The 21,028-nt window shown below is 60.5% G+C and carries 17 protein-coding genes; 3 read left to right on the top strand and 14 right to left on the bottom strand.

Annotated features, from left to right (window positions below):
* Nucleotides 1-278: 278 nt before the first annotated feature.
* Both B9A12_RS02995 and B9A12_RS02990 read left to right on the top strand, forming a co-directional pair.
* A complete protein-coding gene (locus B9A12_RS02995; protein ID WP_084056146.1) occupies nt 279-842 on the top strand; it encodes a type II secretion system protein in 564 nt (187 codons plus the stop codon).
* 55 nt (nt 843-897) lie between these two features.
* On the top strand, nt 898-1,788 hold the full coding sequence (locus B9A12_RS02990; RefSeq protein WP_245802337.1) for a prepilin-type N-terminal cleavage/methylation domain-containing protein: 891 nt from the start codon (nt 898-900) through the stop codon (nt 1,786-1,788).
* 549 nt (nt 1,789-2,337) lie between these two features.
* Here B9A12_RS02990 and B9A12_RS02985 read toward each other — a convergent pair.
* The 9 genes from B9A12_RS02985 to B9A12_RS02945 all read right to left on the bottom strand — a co-directional run bounded on the left by B9A12_RS02985 (nt 2,338) and on the right by B9A12_RS02945 (nt 15,279).
* Nucleotides 2,338-3,549 (bottom strand): type II secretion system F family protein, encoded by a 1,212-nt coding sequence (locus tag B9A12_RS02985; RefSeq protein WP_170920302.1) that lies wholly within the window; start codon nt 3,547-3,549, stop codon nt 2,338-2,340.
* Nucleotides 3,550-3,551: 2 nt separating this feature from the next.
* On the bottom strand, nt 3,552-5,201 hold the full coding sequence (locus tag B9A12_RS02980; protein WP_170920301.1) for a GspE/PulE family protein: 1,650 nt from the start codon (nt 5,199-5,201) through the stop codon (nt 3,552-3,554).
* Between the two features lie 33 nt (nt 5,202-5,234).
* Entirely contained in the window at nt 5,235-5,855 is a 621-nt protein-coding gene (locus B9A12_RS16880; protein ID WP_170920300.1) for a tetratricopeptide repeat protein, read from the bottom strand.
* A gap of 554 nt (nt 5,856-6,409) precedes the next feature.
* Entirely contained in the window at nt 6,410-7,345 is a 936-nt protein-coding gene (locus tag B9A12_RS02970; protein WP_170920299.1) for an ExeA family protein, read from the bottom strand.
* A gap of 502 nt (nt 7,346-7,847) precedes the next feature.
* A complete protein-coding gene (locus B9A12_RS02965) occupies nt 7,848-9,401 on the bottom strand; it encodes an acyl-CoA carboxylase subunit beta (RefSeq protein ID WP_084056134.1) in 1,554 nt (517 codons plus the stop codon).
* Nucleotides 9,402-9,555: 154 nt separating this feature from the next.
* Nucleotides 9,556-11,022, bottom strand: a complete 1,467-nt coding sequence (locus B9A12_RS02960) for a sigma-54-dependent transcriptional regulator (protein WP_084056132.1) — start codon at nt 11,020-11,022, stop codon at nt 9,556-9,558.
* A gap of 11 nt (nt 11,023-11,033) precedes the next feature.
* On the bottom strand, nt 11,034-12,548 hold the full coding sequence (locus B9A12_RS02955; protein WP_084056130.1) for a two-component system sensor histidine kinase NtrB: 1,515 nt from the start codon (nt 12,546-12,548) through the stop codon (nt 11,034-11,036).
* A complete protein-coding gene (locus B9A12_RS02950) occupies nt 12,545-13,921 on the bottom strand; it encodes a replication-associated recombination protein A (protein WP_139796461.1) in 1,377 nt (458 codons plus the stop codon). Before B9A12_RS02950 ends, B9A12_RS02955 begins: the two co-directional genes overlap by 4 nt.
* A complete protein-coding gene (locus B9A12_RS02945) occupies nt 13,918-15,279 on the bottom strand; it encodes a flavin monoamine oxidase family protein (protein ID WP_170920298.1) in 1,362 nt (453 codons plus the stop codon). The genes B9A12_RS02950 and B9A12_RS02945 overlap by 4 nt, the downstream gene beginning before the upstream one ends.
* A gap of 509 nt (nt 15,280-15,788) precedes the next feature.
* On the opposite strand from B9A12_RS02945, the gene B9A12_RS02940 reads away from it, so the two are divergent.
* Nucleotides 15,789-16,469 (top strand): phosphoribosylanthranilate isomerase, encoded by a 681-nt coding sequence (locus tag B9A12_RS02940; RefSeq protein WP_084056126.1) that lies wholly within the window; start codon nt 15,789-15,791, stop codon nt 16,467-16,469.
* 86 nt (nt 16,470-16,555) lie between these two features.
* Here B9A12_RS02940 and B9A12_RS02935 read toward each other — a convergent pair whose 3' ends face one another.
* The 5 genes from B9A12_RS02935 to B9A12_RS02915 all read right to left on the bottom strand — a co-directional run bounded on the left by B9A12_RS02935 (nt 16,556) and on the right by B9A12_RS02915 (nt 21,026).
* On the bottom strand, nt 16,556-17,470 hold the full coding sequence (locus B9A12_RS02935) for a J domain-containing protein (RefSeq protein WP_084056124.1): 915 nt from the start codon (nt 17,468-17,470) through the stop codon (nt 16,556-16,558).
* A 122-nt stretch (nt 17,471-17,592) separates the two neighbouring features.
* Nucleotides 17,593-18,294 carry an ABC transporter ATP-binding protein gene (locus B9A12_RS02930; protein WP_084056122.1) on the bottom strand — a complete coding sequence of 234 codons (702 nt, stop codon included), beginning with the start codon at nt 18,292-18,294 and terminating at the stop codon, nt 17,593-17,595.
* The gene (locus B9A12_RS02925; RefSeq protein ID WP_084056120.1) at nt 18,287-19,060 is read right to left on the bottom strand and encodes an ABC transporter ATP-binding protein; all 774 of its coding nucleotides are present in this window, start codon (nt 19,058-19,060) and stop codon (nt 18,287-18,289) included. Before B9A12_RS02925 ends, B9A12_RS02930 begins: the two co-directional genes overlap by 8 nt.
* Before the next feature lie 11 nt (nt 19,061-19,071).
* Nucleotides 19,072-20,112, bottom strand: a complete 1,041-nt coding sequence (locus B9A12_RS02920; RefSeq protein ID WP_084056118.1) for a branched-chain amino acid ABC transporter permease — start codon at nt 20,110-20,112, stop codon at nt 19,072-19,074.
* A gap of 20 nt (nt 20,113-20,132) precedes the next feature.
* Entirely contained in the window at nt 20,133-21,026 is an 894-nt protein-coding gene (locus tag B9A12_RS02915) for a branched-chain amino acid ABC transporter permease (RefSeq protein WP_084056116.1), read from the bottom strand.
* Between the last annotated feature and the right edge of the window lie 2 nt (nt 21,027-21,028).

Genomic DNA, 21,028 nt, shown 5'->3' with positions numbered 1-21,028 from the left:
ACTTCCGGTTCGGCGAATCACCCAAAGCCAATGTCGCGGGAACCCCGACCTGGAAAAGCCGTATCATGCCCATCCCATTGAGCAGCACAGGGGGTGGGGGATGCCGGGAGGTGCGCATGCTTCAACCTGTTCAACCGGCAAAATGGGAAAAAAGGACGGTTTCTATTAAAGTGCTGGGAAAGGAATTCCGATAGCACGTTAGAAGATAGGTGGTGTGTCCTGCGCACCATGGTATCGCGGTAAAGTTAAGACTTTAATTCCAGTAAGGAGGCAATGACATGAACCGATTGAAGTGGGGAGCCGGGGACCAGAGAGGCTTCACCCTGGTGGAGATCGCCATCGTGTTGGTGATCATCGGACTTCTCATCGGCGGCGTTTTGAAGGGCCAGCAGATGATCGAGTCCGCCAAGGTCAAGAGGGTGGTGAAGCAGATGGATGAGTTGAGGGCGGCCTTCAACACGTACTACGACATGTACGGCTATTTTCCGGGAGACGACCCCAAGGCAAGCAGCCGGGGGGCGGGTGCAGACGGCAACGGCAACGGACTTATCTCCGGAGCTGAAGTTGCCAATGCCTTCGACAACTTACAGTGGGCGAACCTGATCAGTGGAGATTATTCGACGCAGAATTATCCCACCCACGTCCTGGGGGGCAGCATGTATATTGGGTACGCCACCGCCCAGGGAAAAACGACTCACTGGATTTACCTGACATACATGAAACGCGATGTGGCGGGGATGATCGACACCAAATACGACGACGGTGCTTACGATACAGGCTCCATACGAGCCAGTGCTGATTATTCTGGCAATGGCTTAATTACCCTCTACGTCGAATTCTAGGAGTCGTCTTCCGCCCTTTGGAACTCAGGGATCCGCAAGGATGAGCGCCGTGACCATGGTTTCGATGGATGCGCTTTGCAGCGATCGCCGGGGCATGACCTTGGTGGAACTGGCCCTGGTGCTGGTCCTTGTGGGCATCCTCACCGGGGCCGCCATACCGGTGGCACGGGTCTATTTCCAGAGCGGGATCCGCACCAAGATCAACAACCGGCTGGAGGAAGCCAAAAAGGCCCTTGAAGGCTACTGGGAAGTCAACGGCTATCTGCCCTGCCCCGATACAGACGGCGACGGCAAAGAAAACCGTGAGAGCGGAGGGGGGGCACGGCTCGTGGGAACGCTTCCCCATGCGGATCTGGGCCTGCCGCCCGGCGACGGGGCGGGCCGGTCCCTTACCTACGCGGTTCTTCGAGAATTGACGGAGCATAACTCCGTAACAGATTCTGAGCGCAGCAGGCGATGCGATGATTATTTGCTGGCATCGGGCTCGGCAAGCCTGCAGGTGAGGGACAGCGGAGTGCTCGTCTCGGTTCCTTTCGTGCTCGTTTCCGGCGGCCCCGAAAACAAGGACGGCGGCGGGGGATACCTGGACGGGGAAAACGCCGACGGAAACGACGGGTTGTATGAACACAAACCAGCGGATACCGCCTTCGACGATCTGCTGGTCTATTCCAGTCCTTATTCCCTTGCCCGCTCCGGGTGTGGAAAATTGATGGTGCTGAACAAGTCGGGAGGTACCCATACCGAGGACCTGTGGGTGGAGCAGAGTTTCGACGGGGGGACCACCTGGCTCAGCGGGTCACACGTGGTCGTGGATGACGGCTCCAGCGGGACCCTATGGGTGGAAGCCCACTCCAGGATCCGTGTCGTGGAGGAGGCAACCTCTGCGACCTTGGATGAATTCTTCTTTTTGACAAACCCGGTGACCCTGGTCTACGACGGCGCTTAAAAGCCTATCTGAGAACGCCCGGGTTGCTGCCTTCTTGTGCAGACGGGAGGTTGGGGCAACCAGGCGGGCCCGTGCTGCCGGTCTGGCCAGGCCGTCGCAGGGAAGGGTTCCGAACCCGGCCCGCCCAGGGTGTCTGAGAATCCAAAAGCACCAGGGAGCCGGTGACATTTCAACCGGTCGGAAAGCCACAAAAAGGCGAAAGGCCATTTTCGGACAAGCTCCCTTAAACGGCCGGCTTTTCCTTTCAGTATCCGCACGAATACGGCGTTGTGCTGTTTTCGCAAGATGATGGACGTGCCCCTTGGGCGGAGCCACCCTTGGGGGCACGGTGCCGACTCCATGGAGTCTCACGCTGGTTCGTGGCGGGAAAACGCCCTTCTTTAGGCGCTTTTTCCCTCCCCGGGCGGACAGGGCTCTTGAAGGAGCCGGCGTCTCCCGCCCCAGGGTAACCCCCTATCCAAACCGGGCAACAGGGTCCGCCTGCCGCAGTCCCTTCCTTTTTCGGTGGGGCCGTGGCTGGGCAAGAAAGACCAGGGGAGGTCTGCTGCTTTAGAATCCCTGGATCCTTGAAAAGACATCGTAGAGTGGCAGGAGAATGGCCAAAAGGACGGCTCCGAAGGTGCCGCCCAGCAGGATGAGGCTTGCCGGTTCGAAAAGCGCCGTCAAGGCTTTCACGTCCCGCCTCACGTCCTTGTCGTAGTATTGCCCCAGTCTTTCGAGGGCTTCTGAAAGATTTCCGGTGAGCTCGCCCGTTCGAAAGGCCGCCAGGACCAGATCCGGATAGATATTTTTGGCCGAAAGGGCCTCATGCAACGTGCGGCCGGCCACAACCTCCCGGTGGGCGCGCCCCAGGTCTTTTTCGAGGAAACGATTGCCCAGAGCGCCCCCGCACAGGGTTTCGAAGATGGTTTCCACGGACATTCCCGCTTCCAGCATCAACGAAAAATGGGTGCACAACCGGCACATGGCCAGTTTCAAAATCAGGGGTCCCAGGACCGGAATCCGCAAGGATAGGCGGCTTACGATCAGTTTTCCCGTCTCGGTACGCACCCACACCGCCAGGCCGACCGCTGCAGCCGTCAAAAGACCGAGAATCAAAGGCCACCACGACCCGAGAAAGGCGCTGGCGTTCAGAATGAATCGGGTGGCGGCCGGCAGCGGGATGTCCATGTCCTGAAGAAACGCGGAGACCTGGGGAAGAACGTAGCCGATCCAAACGATGGCCACCACGAAAACCACCCCCAAAACAACGAGAGGATAGACGAGGGCGCGGCGCACCTGGGCCTTTTGTTCCGCCTGCCATTCCAAGAAATCCGCCAGTTGGCGAAGGGTCCTGGGCAGGGTTCCCGAAAGTTCGCCCATGCGCACAATGCTCCGCTGAAAGCTGTCGAAGATCGCGCCATGGTGTTCCATGGCCTGGGCCAAGGTGTTGCCTTCCTCCACCTGCAGGCGCAGGCTCCGGAGGACCCGCTGGAGTGTGGGATGGCGGAGGTTCCGGCTGTTTTCTTCCAGGATTGTCGCCAGGGGAAGCCCCACTCCCAGGGAATCGGAGAGACGGTCGTAGAAGTGGGCCAGTTCGGATAGGGAAACCCGGCGGGCCAAAAAAGCGGGCATCTCCCTGTGGCGGGCGGGTACGACACGGACCACCGCCAGGGCCATGCGCTCCAGGCGGGCTTCCGCTTCCCACTCGTCTTCGGCGAAGATCGTTCCTTTTGTGGTGCGGCCATGATCGTCGACTGCCAGATACTTGAAATGCGGCATGGTTAAACGGCTACCCTCATGACTTCGTCCAAACTGGTCCATCCGGCCGCGGCCTTCTGGAGAGCGTCCACCAGTAGAGGGCGCATGCCCTTGGCCACGGCGGCCTCCAGGATCCTGGAACGGGGGGCTTGCGTAACGATCAATTCCTCGATTTCGGGGTCGTTTTCCATGACTTCAAAGATTCCGATCCGTCCCTTGAAGCCTGTATGCCGGCAGGCCTCGCACCCGGCGCCCCGCCAAAAGGTGCCTTGGGCTTCCGTTGGATGGGCGTCCAGCAGGGCTCGCTGCCTCTCCGTGGGCTCCATAGGAACGCGGCAATGTTCGCAAATGCGGCGCACCAGCCGCTGGGCCACGATCAGCCGAAGCCCCGACGCCAGAATGGTCGGGCTGACCCCCAGGTCCAGCAGGCGATGGATGGCGCTGGGTGCGTCATTGGTGTGAAGGGTGGAAAGCACCAGGTGGCCGGTGATGGCCCCCCGCAGAGCCAACGCAGCCGTTTCCTGGTCGCGGATTTCCCCCACCATGATGATGTCCGGATCCTGGCGCAGAGCGCTTCGGAGGGCCGAGGCGAAAGTGAATCCCGCCTTGGGATTGACGGCGCACTGCCGCACGGTGGGGAGCACATATTCGATGGGATCCTCGATGGTGATCACGTTGTTGGTGGGGGTTTTGACCTGGAGGAGCGCCGTGTAGAGGGTGGTGGTCTTGCCGGAACCTGTGGGGCCCGTGACGAGAATGAGGCCGTAGGATCTTCGAATCGCCTCGGAAAAAAGGGCTTGTTCCCTTTCGGGAAAACCCAAACGCTCCATGTCCCCCACCGCCTCTGCGCGCTGCAGGAGCCTGAGCACCACCGCTTCCCCGTGCTGGGTGGGCAGGGTGGATACGCGGATGGGAACATCCTGGATGTCCCCGTGAAAGATGGTCCGCCCGTCGTGGGGAATGTTGGGATTGGCGATGGAGATTTCGCTCAGCACCTTGATGCGGGTCACCACGGCGCTGTGAAGGGCCTTGGGCATGAGGTATTCCTGGAGAAGGCTTCCGTCCACGCGGTAATGTACCCGAAGGACCCGATCGTCGGGATCGATGTGAATGTCACTGGCCCCCGTGACCAATCCCTTGGTGATGATGAGGTGCACCAGCCTCACGCCCAGGGATTCGCTGCCTTGGCCGGGTGTGTGCTGGGTGGCCCGGCGAATCAGCTCCTTCACTTCCTTATCCAGGTTGGCCGCCGTCTCGTAGTAGAAATTGATGGCCTTTTCGATCCAGTCGGGGGCTGCCAGCACGGGTTGCACGGTGCATCCTGTGCTATCTTGCACCAGATCGCGGGCCAGCACGTCGTAAGGGTTGGCCATGGCGGCCAGGACCGTATCGCCTTTCTTCTCCAGGGGAAGCACCTGGTGCTTGCGGACAAGGTCCGCCGGAAGGGCCGCCAGGAGTTCTATGTCCACGGTGGTTCGCTGCGGATCCAAGAGCTTGGCACCTGACTGGGCCGCCAGGGCCATGTTGAGCTGCTGGTGGCTCAGCCATCCCAGCCGAACCAGCACATCGCCCAACATCTCTCCCGTGCTCTGAGCTTCCTGAAGAGCCGCCTCCACTTGATCAGGGGCCACAAACCCCAATTCGACGATGATCTCACCAAGCTTCTTTTTCAAAGACATTCCTCCTTGGCCCAGGCCGGCACGGACTTAAGAACGTTCCAGGGCTGAGATCTGCGCCAGTCGATCTTGAACCCGCCTTTTGTCTCCATCGGCCATGTCAAAGTCGTCGAGCATCCGCTGGTAGATGGCTTTGGCTTCCTGGAATCGTCCCGCCCGATCCAATGCAATGGCCATATTCCACAGGGGCGGCAGTTGGTGGGGGCGCAGTCGATGTGCCGCTTGGTAGGCCTTCAAAGCCTCCTCCAAGCGCCCCAGAGCCCTCAGGGCAACGCCCTGATGAAGACGAACGACATAGGCATCCGCTCCCAAGTCAGAGGCCACCTGCAGATTCTTCAGACCCTGATCCAACTGACCCAGTCGAACCTGGGCGATGGCCAGATTGAGCCGAATGGTAGGATCCTGGGGAAATCGCTTTCCCAATTCTTCCAAAATGGGAAGAGCCCGATTCCATCGGCCTTTCATGGCGTGGGCCAACGCCAAGCCCAGCGCGGCCTGTTTCGAGCGCGGTTCCGTTTGCAAGACCTGCTGGTACAGGGAAGCGGCCTGGTCGGGGTGTCCTTCCCGCAAAAGCCGCTCCGCTGCGCTCAAAAAGGGAGCCCGACGCACCCCGCCTGCGGGGACTGCAGCAGTCGGCCTCCGATCCCTCACCGCATTTCCGCCCACCCCTGGTGCTGTCTTTGTCTTCGGGGGCTGAGAAGCAAGATTTTCGGCCACGAGAGCCTCGGGGGCCACGGGCTTGGTGCTCGGGGTCGGTTCTTGGGGGGGCGGCTGACTTTGATCCCGTGCCATGTCCCGATGAGATGGAAGGATGGATGGAGCGGTGGGCAAGGAAGGTGTTGCAGGGGCATCCTCTTTCTTCGGTCCCGTATCGCGTGGGGCTTTCTCCACCGCCGGCAAGGCCGCTGTTTGATCCGAAGCGTCGGCTTTGGCTGATTGAACGGTCGGGGAAAAGGCAGGTCGGGTAAGGTCCCCGGACGGTCTTTGCCAATGGGTTTGGAAAAGAGCCAAGAGTGCCAGGGCCGCACAGATGGACCCGGCAATGAAGATGATGCGGGCGATTCCGCTTCGTCGGGTCCGCTTTGCCGTGGAGGCAAAAATCTCCGCTGTCGGCGGTTCTTTCCGGGTCTCCCGTTGTCTCTTTTCCAAGGCCTTGTGGAGAAGGCTCATGGACGTCTCCCCATGAAATGAGAAAAGAGGTGGACTTACCAGACGATGGTCACACCAAGGAGTCCCAATACGGCGACGGTCAACACCAGCCAGGCCAAGTCCACTTTTCCTTTTCTTTCTTGAAGCGGGAACTCGGTCATTTTCAATTCGGCTGCGGCACGCCGGACGTGTTCCGCTTCCACCGTGCGGGTTTCGGCCACATAGGCCGCCATGAGGGCATAGTCCGCCAAAAGATTGACTAATCGGGGGATGCCCCCGCTTTGACGGGTCAGCTCCTTCACAGCCGAACGGCTCACGGAGAGCTGTCCGCGGTTGCCTGCCTGCTGAAGGCGCCAGTTGAGGTAGTCTCCCACTTCGTCCCCATTGAGCGGGTGCAGTTCACAACGAATGGCAACCCGCTGGTGGACTTGACGCATCTTCGCCTGGGCGAGCTTTTCCTTCAATTCGGGCTGGCCGAATAGGATCACCTGCACCAGCTTTTCCTTGTCCGTTTCCAGATTGGACAACAGGCGCAGGTCCTCCAGGGTTTCGTCGGGGAGGGCCTGGGCGTCGTCGATCAGAACCGCCGTCCGTCGGTTCCCACTGGACAAAATGAAGTCCCGGAGGGAGTCCAGCAGCACCTTTTTGGAAGGGGAATCCTGGGAGGAGAGGCCCAGATCATCGAGAATGGCCGTCAGAAGTTCGACGGAAGACAGACTCGGATTGACCACATAGGCCGTGTGGGCTTCGTCTTCCAACTCTTTGAGAAGATAGCGGCAAAGCGTGCTCTTGCCCGTTCCCACTTCTCCCAGGACCCACATGAATCCCACACCGTTTCGGATGCCATAGCGCAGCCGTTCCAAGGCGCTCCGATGCGTGGGCGTAAGGTACAAGAAGGCAGGATCGGGCGTCAGGGAGAAGGGGGGCTCCGTCAGGTCGAAATAACCCGCATAGACGGGACTGGGCCTGTGGTCACGTGCGGTCGCTTTCACTGTCTCCAAAGCCCCTCTCATGGTCGCCGTCCCCTCCCGATTGCGGTTAAACCATCGCCACACCCAACTTTTCCTCGGGGGAAAGTTGAGCACAATTCGTGCCAAAGATAGCGATCGTGGAAAGGTGAAGTGGAACCGGTTTTCGCCGAGAGGGAGACTCCCAAGAGATCAACGGGACCCCCCTGGGGGGGCTTGTTGCATCGGGTGCGGTGGTGTTACCGGTTGGACCGTGGCACGACCGGGGCGGATTCCCCCGCAGGCGTGTGGGCCCACAGCCAGGGGCTTACCCGAGAACGTCCAGGTTGATCCCTTCTTTCGCAGACGAGACTTGGGACTTCCGGACGGGCCCGTGCGGTCGGCCGGGACAAGGCTTGATAGGGGCGGGGTCCAAACCCGCCCCTATCAAGGCTTTCTGAGATCTCCAAAAACACCACAGGACCCGCTGGAATTTCAACTGGTCAGAGGGCCCCAAACGGCCCAGAGGCCCTTGTGAGGCAGGTTCCTAGGCGGGGATATTGCCGTGCTTTTTGGGCGGCAATGACTGGCGTTTGGAACGCAGCATGGCGTAGGCCTCAATGAGCCGGGGACGAGTTTCACTGGGCACAATGACCCCGTCGATGTAGCCGCGGGAGGCCGCAATGTACGGATTGTAGAGCAGATTGCGGTATTCTTCGATCTTTTCCTTCCGCTTGGCCCCGGGATCCTCCGCCGACTGGATCTCTTTTCGGAAGATGATGTTGGCGGCTCCTTCGGCTCCCATGACGGCGATTTCCGCCGTGGGCCAGGCCAGGGCAATGTCGGCCCCCAGGTCCTTGGAACACATGGCCAGGTACGATCCGCCGTAGTCCTTGCGAACAATCAGAGTGATCTTGGGCACGGTGGCTTCCGAGTAGCACCAGAGCAACTTGGCGCCGTGGCGGATGATGCCTCCCCATTCCTGCTGCTTTCCCGGAAGATAACCCGGCACATCGGCGAGGGTGAGCAGCGGGATGTTGAAGGCGTCGCAAAAGCGGATGAACCGGGTGGCTTTGTCGGAGGAATCCACATCCAGGCATCCAGCCAGCACCTTGGGCTGGTTGGCGATGATCCCCACGCTGTGACCGCCGAGGCGGGCCAGGCCCACCACGATGTTCTGGGCGTAGTTTTCGTGGATTTCGAAAAAGTCCCCGTTGTCCACGATCGCCCGAATCACGTCCTTCATGTCGTAAGGGCCCATGGGATTGTCGGGCAGGATGGAGTCCAGGGCGGGATCCATGCGGTGGGGGTCGTCGCCCGTTTCCACCACCGGGGGATCTTCCATGTTGTTGTCCGGAAGAAAGCTCAGGAGCCTCTTGATCTCGTCGATGGCGTGCTGGTCGCTTTCGCAGGCAAAGTGGGCCACCCCGCTTTTGGTACTGTGGGCCACGGCGCCACCCAAGTCCTCTTGGGTCACCTCTTCGCCCAAGACCGATTTGATCACGTCGGGGCCTGTGATGAACATGTAACTGGTTTTTTTCACCATGAAGACGAAGTCGGTCATGGCGGGCGAATAGACCGCACCGCCGGCGCACGGGCCCATGATGGCCGAGATCTGTGGGATGACCCCCGAGGCGATGGCGTTGCGGTAGAAGATCTGGCCGTAGCCGGACAGGGCGTCCACACCTTCCTGAATGCGGGCGCCTCCGGAATCGTTGAAGCCCACCAAGGGTTTCCCCGTCTTGAGGGCCAGATCCATCACCTTGCAGATCTTCTTGGAGTGCATTTCTCCCAGGGTTCCGGCGCGGGCGGTGAAATCCTGGGAGAAGGCGAAGACCTGTCTTCCGTTGACCAATCCGTAGCCGGTGATGACACCGTCGGCCGGGATGTCCATCTTGTCCAAGCCGAACAGGGTCCCCCGGTGTTTGACGAAGATATCCAATTCCCGAAAGGTTCCGGGATCGAAGAAATATTCGATACGCTCGCGAGCCGTCATCTTTCCGCGATCGTGCTGCTTGGCCACGGCCTTCTCGCCGCCCATCTGCTTGATCTTCGCTTCCCGTTCTCGCAGCTCCTTGATCTTGTCCGCCACCGTCTGCATGATCGATTCTCCTATTGATTGGTGTCCGTTGGAGGGGTTCCGGGCCACAGCTTCCAGGGAATCTCCGCGCAATTCTATAGGGTCGCCGGGTGATGTCAAGCGCTTTGCCTTTGAGTTCGGAGGGATATGCGGTGGAGGGCGCCTGCGGTGTGCTTCAGGTGTTTTCGGGCAGTACGTATCGACAGCCCCGCCCTTTACCGACGCGCACCACGACTCCCAGGTCCAGCATCTCTGTCAGTTCCCTCAAGGCCTGGCGCTCCGAGATCTCGTTCAGTTTGGAATAGTCCCGGTTGGTGATAAAACCTTGGACGCGGATCACGTCCAGGGCCCGCAACTGCCGGTCCCGATGGGCACTGGGCGGCAGGAGGTCTTCCAGAAGGGCGCCCCGCCGTTCCCCCTGATTCGAAGGCCGTTGGACTGCCGGGCGTTCTTCCTCTTGTGCTTCCCCGGGGCCGAGACGGACTTCCGGCGGAAGATCCTGGACCCCGATGGCATCGCCCGAACACAAAATCACGGCCCGCTCCACCACGTTTTCCAGTTCCCGCACGTTTCCCGGCCAGGAATAGTCCAGCAGAACCCGGAGGGCATCGGACGACACGGACAGGTTTTCCCGGCCCATCTCCCGGGCGTACTTGGTGAGAAAATGCTTGATGAGCAAGGGAATGTCTTCCTTGCGCTCCCTCAGAGGCGGGAGCAGGATATGGACCACGTTCAGACGGAAATAGAGGTCGGAGCGGAACCGGCCTGCCGCCACTTCTTCTTTAAGGTTGCGGTTGGAGGCGGCCACAACGCGCACATCCACCTGGAGGGTTTCGGACCCACCCACCCGCTCGAAGGCCATCTCCTGGAGAGCTCTAAGGAGTTTGACCTGAAGCGGTGGGGACATTTCACTGATTTCATCCAGAAAGAGGGTACCTCCGTGGGCCATCTCGAAGCGCCCCTTGCGAAGACTCACCGCCCCGCTGAAAGCGCCCCTTTCATGTCCGAACAGCTCGCTTTCCAATAGATTCTCCGGCAAAGCACCACAGTTGACTGAAATGAACGCCGCGTCCTTGCGGGGGCTGTTGTAGTGGATGGCCCTTGCGATCAACTCCTTTCCCGTCCCCGACTCCCCCGTGACCAGAACCGTGGCTTTTGTGGGGGCCACCTTTTCGATCAACTCATAGATGCTCTGCATGGAAGCGCTCTTTCCAATGATATTGTGGAAGTGGTAGCGTTCCTGGAGCTTGGCGCTCAATTCCCGATTTTCCCTGATCAGACGGTAGTGCTCGCAGGCCTTGCCGATGATGATCTTGAGCTCTTCGTTTTCAAAGGGTTTCATGATGTAGTCGAAGGCACCCTTCTTCATGGCCTCCACGGCCTTTTCCACTGTCCCGTAGGCCGTCATCATCACCACGGGAATGTCGGGATTGAGCGCGCGGATTCGCTCCAGCACTTCCATCCCGTCCATGCCGGGCATCTTCATGTCGGTGACCACCACATCCAGATCGTTGCTTCGGAAAAGATCCAGGCCGGCGGTCCCGTCCTGGGCCGTCAAAACGGAGTGCCCTTCTTCCTGGAGAAGGTCTTCCAGGATGAAGAGATAATTCTTTTCGTCATCGATGATGAGCACGTTTCCCATGACGATCTCTTTTACTCCCTTTCTTCCGCCTTGGGTTGATGCAGCGGCAGCCGAACCACCGCCACCGTGCCGCCCCGGCTCCCGGGCTCCAGGGCCACCGAGCCGTGGTGGCTCTGGATAATGGTCTGGACGATGGGAAGCCCCAGCCCCGTGCCCCTTTCGCGGGTGGTGAAGAAGGGATTGAAGATCTTGTGGCGGATCTCCTCGGGAATACCGGCCCCTGAGTCTTCGATGCGGACTTCCAGCCAGGGACCGCTGCGTCCGTCCAGCATGACCAGGGAGGTGCTCACGCGCAGTGTGCCGCCTCCGTTCATGGCCTGGATGGCGTTGGAAAAGAGGTTCAGAAAGGCCCGGTAGAGCAGATTGGGATCCGATTCCAGGGTGTAGTCCCCCGTTCTATAATCGCGTTCCACCTCAATCCCCCGCCGCTGACATTCGGCCTGCAACACTTCCAGGTTTCGATCCAGGAGATCCTCCACGCGGCATTCACTGGGCTGCAGGGTTTTGGGCCGGGCGAAATCCATGAATTCCGTGACGATGTTGTTCAGCCGGGTGGCCTCCTCCACGATGATGGAGGAAAGTTTCTGCTGGCGTTCATCGGCCGCCCTTTTTTCCATCAGTTCGGCCGTGCTGCGGATGATGCCCAGAGGATTCTTGATTTCATGGGAGATGCCGGCGATCATCTCACCCAGGGCCGCCAGTCGTTCCGCCTGATGGAGTTCTTCTTCCAATCTGCGGCGTTCGCGGGCCCGAGCCTCCAGGATCCGTTCGGCCCGGTGCACGATGGTGAGGAGCGCGGCAAAGATCACGCCCACACAGATCATGATGCTGGAGAAGATGATGAGCTGAAATCGGCGGATATTTTCGTAATCCGCCGTCACATCCTGGGTGATCTCGAAGACTCCCAACACCTTGCCCCGTTTCCAGCTCAGGGGCCTTTCCGCCCACATGGGAAAATAGGTTTTGAGCTTTGTGGGTCCCTCGTGCCAGGAGATTCCCAGGATGGACCGATCCCTTCCTTCCATGACCGAAAAGGACTCTCCGCGAAACGCTCGCTCGAAGCGTTCCCCCAACTTCCCCTTGGATCCGATCTGTTCCTGCTCCGTGCTGTAGGTAAGGATCTGCTGGGGATCGTAGATATCCACCCGTTCGATGGCAAACCCATGGATGGTGTTGCGCACCACCTTGTCCAGCAGCTCGTACTGATTCTTACGCCTCAGGCGGATTTTTCCTTCCGCGATGAGGGTGGGGATGGTGAACCAATAAAAGACCTGATGGTTCAGGTTTTCTGCCACCAGAAAGGCGTACTGTTCGCTCTTGGCCAGCAGGATCTTCTTGGCCCGATTGGACAAAAAGCTGGAAAGCAAGGCAGTTGAAACCACGATGACCAACAGGCTGGAGACGGCCACGTGTTTGACCAGACGAAAAGGTTTCGCCCGATCCAGGCGGCGTTTGGCATGCTCTGCCGCCGGTTCCTGGGCCTGGACGTGCATAAGGATGCTGTTTTTCAAACCGTCCTGTCTCAAGAGGATTCCTCGTCATGCCCCGGACGGGCACGCTCTTGTTTCTGCACGGCCTGTCGGCGCTTTTCCAGGTAATCCCGCCACTTGCCTTCCCAGCCTCGTGTGCGCGGCTCATAGAAGACCGTGTGGACCAGCGGGGGTGGAAGGTAAGTCTGCACCACCCAGCCTTCCGGGTAATCGTGAGGATACTTGTAATGGCGTCCGTACCCAAGCTCTTTCAACAGTTGTGTGGGCGCGTTGCGCAGGTGTAGGGGAACGGGCTCCGTCCCCGTGGACTCGGCGACCTTTCGGGCCTTCTTGAGGGCCGTATAGACGCTGTTGCTCTTGGGGGCCAAGGCCACGTAAACGGCCGCCTGGGCGAGCAACAGTTCCCCTTCCGGGCTTCCCAGCACCTGGTAGCCCTGCATGGCGTTGACGGCCTGGACGAGCGCGAAGGGATCGGCAAGTCCCACGTCTTCCGAGGCGGCCACGAGGAGGCGGCGAGCCACGTAAAGCGGATCTTCTCCGGCCGCCAGGATGCGCGCCATCCAGTAAAGGGCCGCGTCCGGATCGCTGCCACGCAGGCTCTTGTGAAACGCTGAGATGAGATTGTAGTGTTCCTCACCGCTCTTATCGTAATGGGCCGGTGGCCGTTCCAGCACGTCCGCCACGGTGGGGGCCGCCACTCGGCGGACTCCATCGGATGCGGGAGGGGTGGTGAGTACGGCCATCTCCAGAAGGTTCAAAAGTACCCGGGCATCCCCGCCGCAAGCCTCCAGGAGGATCTTTTGGGCTTCGGGGGAGAGTTCTGCGCGCAACAGGCCCAGGCCCCGCTCTTGGTCGCAAAGGGCCTGTTCAAGAATGCTTTCCAAGTGGGACGGGTCCAGGGCCTTGAGGGTGAGGACGCGGCACCGGCTCAAAAGCGGGCGGATGACTTCGAAGGACGGATTCTCTGTGGTGGCTCCCAGCAAATAGAAGGTTCCTTTTTCCACGTGGGGCAGCAAAACGTCCTGTTGGGCCTTGTTCAGCCGGTGGATTTCATCCATGAAAAGCCACGTCTTCTTTCGGGTGCGCATCCACATGCGCCGGGCCTCTTCCGCCGCCTCCCGAATCTCCTTGGTACCCGTCATGACGGCGGAAAGGGAGATGAGGTGCGCGTCCGTCTTCTGGGCAATCAGGTGGGCCAGGGTGGTTTTTCCGCATCCCGGCGGGCCCCAAAGGATCAAGGACTGGAAGTGCCCCTTGCCCAGCAGCCGATGCAGGATCTTGCCTTTACCCAGAAGATGTTCTTGGCCCACAAACCGCTCCAGGGTCGTGGGGCGCATGCGCTCGGCCAACGGGGGAAGACCCGTGGTGCTGGGGCTATGCATATCGGGTGTGCGCCTTTCCGGACTCATCTCCACGTTCCCTTTTGAGCCCGCCAGGGGACCAAAGGATCTTGGGGCCTGCGGCAGCAGAAACGCTGGTGGATCTCACGGGCGGCCTTCTCCCCGCTGAGAAGCGCGCCGTGAACCGTTCCATAATGTTCGGGATGCAAGGCTTCTCCGGCGAAAAAGAGGCGTCCCGCAACGGGGCGGGCCAGCTCCAGCCGATCTTCCGGCGCCGAGAGGCCGTTTTCGTACGAATAGCTCCCCTGGGCCCAGGGATCCGAAAGCCAACGGGTGGATCGCCAGGCCACCGGGTGGGGCAGGCGGGTGCCGAACATGACCTGAAGAACCGCGTGCGCCTTTTTGAAGGCCGCCTCTTCCCCACCGGCCGCATCCAGGCGGGCGGCCGCCAGGCCCGAGATATACCCCACCAAGACGGGCGCGTCCACCACGGAAGCCATGTGGGTCCACAGGGCGAAGGCCACGGGCTTCGGTTTCGCGCCCGGAAGCCATCCGAGCCTCTCCATCTTTCGGGGACAAGGAGGCGCGTGCAATCGGATCGCCACCTTGTTGAGAACGGCGTCGGCGCCGTAGCCGATCCGAGCCAAGGCCCGGCGTTTGCAACCGGGCAACTCAGGTGAAAAACATACCTTACCGGAACGGAGGACTCCCAGGGGAAAGGTTACCACGGCCACGTCGGCCCGGAAGTTCCCTGCAGCCGTTTCCACGATGACGACGCCGTCCTGAAAAACCACCTTGCGAACCGCGCAGTTGAGGTGAATGGGCAGACCGGCTGCCATCTCCTGGATCAAGGGGCCATAGCCGGGCGTTGGCACGGCGTTTCCGGTCCATGGGGTCACAAGGACCAGTTCCGAGATCGAAACCTTGTGGGCGGGAGCGCCGTTGATGGCTTCCTGCAAGGTCTTCAGCCAGAGCAGCAGGCTCCGGTCCAACTCCGGCAGGGTATCATCCCGGATCAGGGGATCGAAAAGATCCATGAGTCGTGGCCGCGGGTTTCCACGAGGTCCTTCAAGGGAGGCTCTCCATCGAAGGTGCCCATAGCGCAGAGCGCATCGGGCAAGGCCCTTCATGCCCTTGATCCCCAGACGGAACCCAGAGGCCGCCTTGCCGCGGTGGAAAAAGTGCACACCGCCGCGGGGGAACCGGCGAATGGGGATGTGGGAATGTTGGCACCACGCAACCAGGGGGTTGCCGCGCAGTCCATGAATCCAGGAGGCTCCCAAATCCACGGGAACTCCCAGATCCTGAACGGTCCAGATCCTGCCTCCGATTCGGTTCCGAGCCTCCAGTACCTGCACAGGAAAACCCGTGTCGTGGAGGATCCTGGCGGCGACCAGGCCGGCCATGCCCGCACCGAGAACGATCACGCGGGGCAGACTCCGGCCGCCGTTCGTTCCAGCGTGATGAAATCCCCAGGAGTCTCGGCTTGGATGAGGTCCGGAAACAAAACCTTCGGAGGCGCCTTTTCTTGACACCATCGAGTTCCTTCCCCGCCGTTCCAGATGATCCTTATCCCTTCGCCGCTTCATGAGCCCATGGATCGGCCCAATCATGATATCATGTTGTGTGGGTGGCGGAGAAAGCCCGTCCAACCGGCTCCAGACGCTGAGGTGCGCCCTGCCGGTGCCTCCATGGGGCTCGGAGGTTTTCAGGCCGCCCCCTGCGGGCGCAAGGGATGTTCACGCTCAGGCCGGTGGGACGCGGTGGTATGGCCGTCCCAAACCGCCGGTGCGGCCGGAAAGGAACCAACCTGTTTCCTTTCGTCCAGCTTCTTATCGGATGTTTGGGGGCTGTGACGCAGCCCCGCAGGGCTGTGCTGCGGCAAAGAACCCATGTGCGGCGTTTTCCAACAAGCCCGAAGGGACGGATTGCATCCATGTTGAAAGAGCCAATCGTTCAGGTGGCCGGGATTATCGATGCGCAGGAAGCGCAGGCGCTTTGTGCCGTGGGAATCCGATGGCTGGGATTCCCCCTGCGCCTCGATGTGCATCCGGAGGATCTGTCGGAAGAGGAGGCTCGCCGTGTCATTGCCGCCCTGCCGCCGGAAAGCATGCCGGTTCTCATCACCTACGAACCAGACCCGCGCTCTTTGAAGGAGTTGGCTCTCTTTCTGGGAGTCCGGGCGGTTCAGGTCCACGGCGATCTGGACGTGGATTCCTTGCGGGCTTTCCGCTCGGCGTGCCCGGATCTATTTCTCATCAAGAGCCTGGTGGTGGGCCGGGGCCCCTGGCAGGAACTGCTGAAAACCATGGACCTCATGGCGCCCTTGGTGGATGCTTTCATCACGGACACCTACGACCCCGAAACCGGGGCCTGCGGTGCCACTGGAAAGGTGCACGACTGGTCGTGGAGCGCCCGGATCGTGGCGCGTTCGCCCAAGCCGGTCATCCTGGCGGGGGGACTCCATGGGGAAAACGTGGCGGAAGCTATCCGGGTCGTGCGGCCTGCGGGAGTCGATGCCCATACGGGATTGGAGGGGCCGGACGGGCGAAAGGACATGGAAAAAGTGAAGCGGTTCCATCGGAAGGCCCTGGAAGCTTTTGCCGCTTGGATGTGAACGAAACCATGACCCATGACGGAAGTGGGTCCGGCAGCGCGGCTCGCTTGCCAGGAAGATGGGGGGGCGGGCGCGATGGTGCGTTTTCAGGCCGGCTTGCGTTGCAGCGTCTTGCGGTTGTGCACCGCCTGATGGCGAAGGAGTTGGTCGAGGACGTGTGGACTCAAAAGACCGGCGTCCACGAAAAAATGGCCGATGGGACGCTGCAGGCGCCTTTGCTGGTAGAGCAGCACGCGAAGCTGAAAGGGCGTGATCAATCCGTGGCGGACCAGCACCTGCCCGATTCGATCCCCCGGTGCTTTCCCCCTCAGATAGGCCTCCAGTTCTTCCTGGGAAATCCAGCGCCACCGGGATGCGATCTCACCCAGGCGGGGGCGTTGCCGACGCTGCCACACCAACGCCTCGATGAGCTGATGCCAGGTGATGACCCGTCGAAAGTAGAGAAATTCGCCGAATCGCAGAGGGCGCTGCGGCATGCGAAAAGAAGTGAAGCCGGGACCCGCGGTGGCTCGCCGCGTTCGCTGCCGGGGGGCGGTGGGGGGGGAAGGGGATCTTCGGGGCCGGCGCCTGGGGGTCGGATGAGCGCAGCGGCGGGACTGGACCAACACACGGGAAATGGCGCCCGGGCCATGCTGAGCCAGAAGCCGGTCCAGCAGATCGTAGGCTTCCTTGACCCGCAGGAACGCATCGTGGGCGGAGGGATCCGCTGTGCCAGAAATTTGACGGATCCTGTCGGGGTGGGTGGCCAGGGCCCGATGACGGAAGGCCTTTTTGACGGCGGCGGCGTCGATGCGGCTCAAAAAACCCAAGTCCCCACGCACGTGGGGACCGAAAAGTTCGCTGCACGCTCTGAGGATCTCTTCCCGTGAAGAAATGAGTGTCCTCAAATTGCCCGTCCTCCGACCAGGCCCCTGGAGGCACCGGGTGCTCCCCAGGAGCTCGTCCGTCCACAGGTTTTCGCGGGAAACCGCCCAGCGCTTTTCGGCTACGAAAAGGCGCAAGTGGCTTATCCCTCGGGAGGGGATGCGGGGCCTTCCCTTGGATAGAACGGATCGGGGAAACCCCCGGAGCCCAGTTTGAAGCAATTTTCGCGCCAAAACCAGGTTGTTCCCCCGATTCGGCACTATTCGCCCAGATAGGCCTTGCGGACGCGCTCGTCCTGGAGCAGTTCCTTGCCGGTCCCCTCCAGGGTAATGCGCCCCGTTTCCAGCACGTAGGCGTAATGGGCCACGTGCAGGGCGGCCATGGCGTTTTGTTCCACCAGCAGGACCGTGGTTCCCTGCCGGTTGATGGTGGTGATGGTCTCAAAGACTTCCTCCACCACCAGGGGAGCCAGTCCCAAGGACGGCTCGTCCAATAAGACCAGTTTGGGGTGGCTCATGAGGGCGCGGCCCAAGGCCAGCATCTGCTGCTCACCGCCGCTCAGGGTGCCCGCCAGTTGCTTGCTGCGCTCTTCCAGCCGGGGAAAGAGCGAAAAGACCCATTCCAAGTCGGTCTGGAACTCCTGGGGCGGGCGATTGTAGGCGCCAAGTTCCAGGTTTTCCAAAACCGTGAGATTGCCGAAGACCTTGCGACCTTCCGGGGCAACCCCAATGCCCTGCTGAATCACCTGGTGGGTGCGCAGCGCGGTCAGCTCCGTCCCCTGAAAGACGATGCTGCCTTCCTTGGGTCGGACCAGGCCGGCGATGGATCGCAGCGTGGTGGACTTGCCGGCGCCGTTGGCTCCGATCAGGGTGACGATCTGGCCTTCCTTGACCCGCAGGTCGATGCCTTTCAGCGCATGAATACCGCCGTAGTAGACATGCAGGTTCTTGACTTCAAGCATGTTTGGGTTCTCCTAGATACGCCTTGATCACATCGGGGTTGCTCTGGATTTCCTCCGGGGTGCCTTCCGCGATGCTGATACCGTAATCCAGTACCTTGATCCGCTCGCACAGCCCCATGACAAATTTCATGTCGTGTTCGATGAGGAAGATCGTCAAGGCATGTTTTTGCCGAATCTCGAGAACCAGATCGGCCAGTTCCATGGTCTCCTGAGGGTTCATGCCGGCGGCGGGCTCGTCCAAGAGCAAAAGCTTGGGATAGGTGGCCAAGGCCCGGGCGATTTCCAGGCGTCTTTGTTGCCCGTAGGCCAGGTTGCCGGCCTTCTCGTCCGCCAGGTGGCCCAGGTTGAGCTCCTGCAGGAAACGGTAGGACTCTTGCCGAATACGTCGTTCCTCCTTGCCGTGGGAGGGCAGGCCGAGCATGGCCTTCCAGAAACGGGAGCGGACTTTGTGGTGGAAGGAGACCATCACGTTTTCCAAAACGGTCATGTCCGAAAAGAGGCGGATGTTTTGAAACGTGCGGGCGATGCCTCGCGCAGTGATCTGGTGGACGGACAGGCCGGTGATGTCTTCCCCCTGCCAGAGCACGCGTCCAGACGTGGGGGTCAGAAAGCCGGTGATCATGTTGAAGACCGTGGTTTTGCCGGCTCCGTTGGGGCCGATCAGGCCCACCAATTCCCCCGGCTCGATGGATAGGGAAAAGTCCTTCACGGCGGTGAGGCCGCCGAATTGCATGACCAGGGATTCCAATCGGAAGAAGTCGTTCATGAAAACACCCTTTACTTGGCATTCAATCCCAGTTTGGTGAAGAGCCAATTCCAGGAGAATTCATTGCGTCCCATGATGCCGCGCCGGGCAAAGATGATCACCACCATGAGGATCACACTGAAGAGCACCATGCGCATCCCGGGAATCCCGGGGATGGTGAAGGCGCCAAAATTCATGGGGCTTTCCACCACGCGGAGTGCCTCACCCCCCCAGGCGAAAAGCGCCGCACCGATGACCGCCCCGGTGGTGCTTCCCAGGCCGCCCACCACGATGATGATCAGCAGATTGAAGGTGAGAAAGAAGGTGAAAAGCGTGGGGGAAATGGTGGTGATGAGATGGGCCATGAGGCCCCCCGCCACGCCGCAGAAAAAGGCGCTCACCAGGAAGGCCAACATGAGGTGGCGGAAGGGGTCCACGCCCATGGCCTTGGCGGCGATTTCGTCTTCCCGAATGGCTTTCATGGCCCGCCCGTAGCTGCTGTTGACCAGCTTGGTGATCACGATGATGGTGAAGACCGCGATGCCCCAGGACCACCAAAGGTTGGTGTAGGGCTGCAGGCCTTTCAGTCCCAAGGGGCCGTTGGTCACCCCCTGGAGGGCGTTGCAGAGCACCCGGATCACCTCTCCGAAGCCCAGGGTCACGATGGCCAGGTAGTCGCCGCGGACCCGAAAGACCGGAAAGCTGATGATGAAGGCAAAGATGGTGGCCATGACGCCGCCGGCGATGAGGGAGACGAAAAACGGGGCCTGCAAAACGCTGAAAGGCCAGATGAGTGGCTCAATGATGAAGCTCATCTGCTTTTCCATGGGCGACATGGTGAGCAGGGCCGAGGTGTAGGCACCGATGGTGATGAAAGCGTTGGGCCCCAGGTGCAGGAGGCCGCACATGCCGTTGACCAGATTGTAGCTCACGGCCAGAGTGATGAAGACCGCCATGTTGTTCAGGATGCGGATCTGGTATTCGGTACCGTACTGGTCAAAAAGATAGAGCACGACGGCCAGGAGGCAGAGGGCCGCCAGGTTGCAGTACAGGTTTCGTTTGGAAGTGTCCATATCCTTTCCCTTCCAGGTCATCAGGTCTTGTCGGTGATGGGTTCGCCCATGATGCCCGTGGGCCGGAACAGCAAAACCAGAATCAAAAGGACGAAGGCGAAGGCGTCTCGATATTGGGCCAACTCGGGGAAGAAGGCGACCAGCAGGATTTCGCCCAGCCCCAGGACAAAGCCGCCCACCACGGCGCCGATGATGTCGCCGATGCCGCCCAGAACGGCGGCGATGAACGCCTTCAGGCCCGGAATAACGCCCATGAAGGGATTGACCTGCGGATACTTCAAAGCCCACATGATCCCGCCGGCTGCGGCCAGCGATGAACCCATGAGAAAAGTCAGGGCGATGATGCGGTCCACGTTGATCCCCATGAGGCGGGTGGTTTCAATGTCTTTGGAGGCGGCGCGCATGGCTTTGCCCACCTTGGTGCGGTAGACGATGTAGAGGAGGGCCATGAGGAAGACCAGGGTCATGATGGGGATGTAGATGGTGAGAACCTGGACGCGCACGCCCAGGATCTCGATGACCTTGGCGAAGATCTCCGGCCGGGGGAAGCCCTTGGGAATGCCGCCGATGATCACCAGTGCCAGGTTTTCCAATAGAAACGAGGCGCCGATGGCGGAGATGAGCAGGGAGATGCGCGGTGCATCCCGAAGTGGTTTGTAGGCGACCTTGTCCATCAAGATGCCGATGCAGCCCGTCAGGGCGATGGCCAAGGGAAAACTCAGGTACCACGGCAAGGAGAACATGGTCACGGCGTAGATGGCGGTATAAGACGCCACCATGAGCAGGTCGCCGTGGGCGAAGTTGATGAGTCTTAAAATACCGTAGACCATGGTGTAGCCGATGGCCACGAGAGCGTAAAGGCTCCCGAGGGAAATGCCGTTACTGAGTTGTTGAAAGAAGATGGTTGCGCTCACGG

Source organism: Desulfacinum hydrothermale DSM 13146 (genome assembly GCF_900176285.1).
Taxonomy (GTDB): Bacteria; Desulfobacterota; Syntrophobacteria; order Syntrophobacterales; family DSM-9756; genus Desulfacinum; species Desulfacinum hydrothermale.
This window is presented reverse-complemented; position numbering and strand designations above follow the sequence as displayed.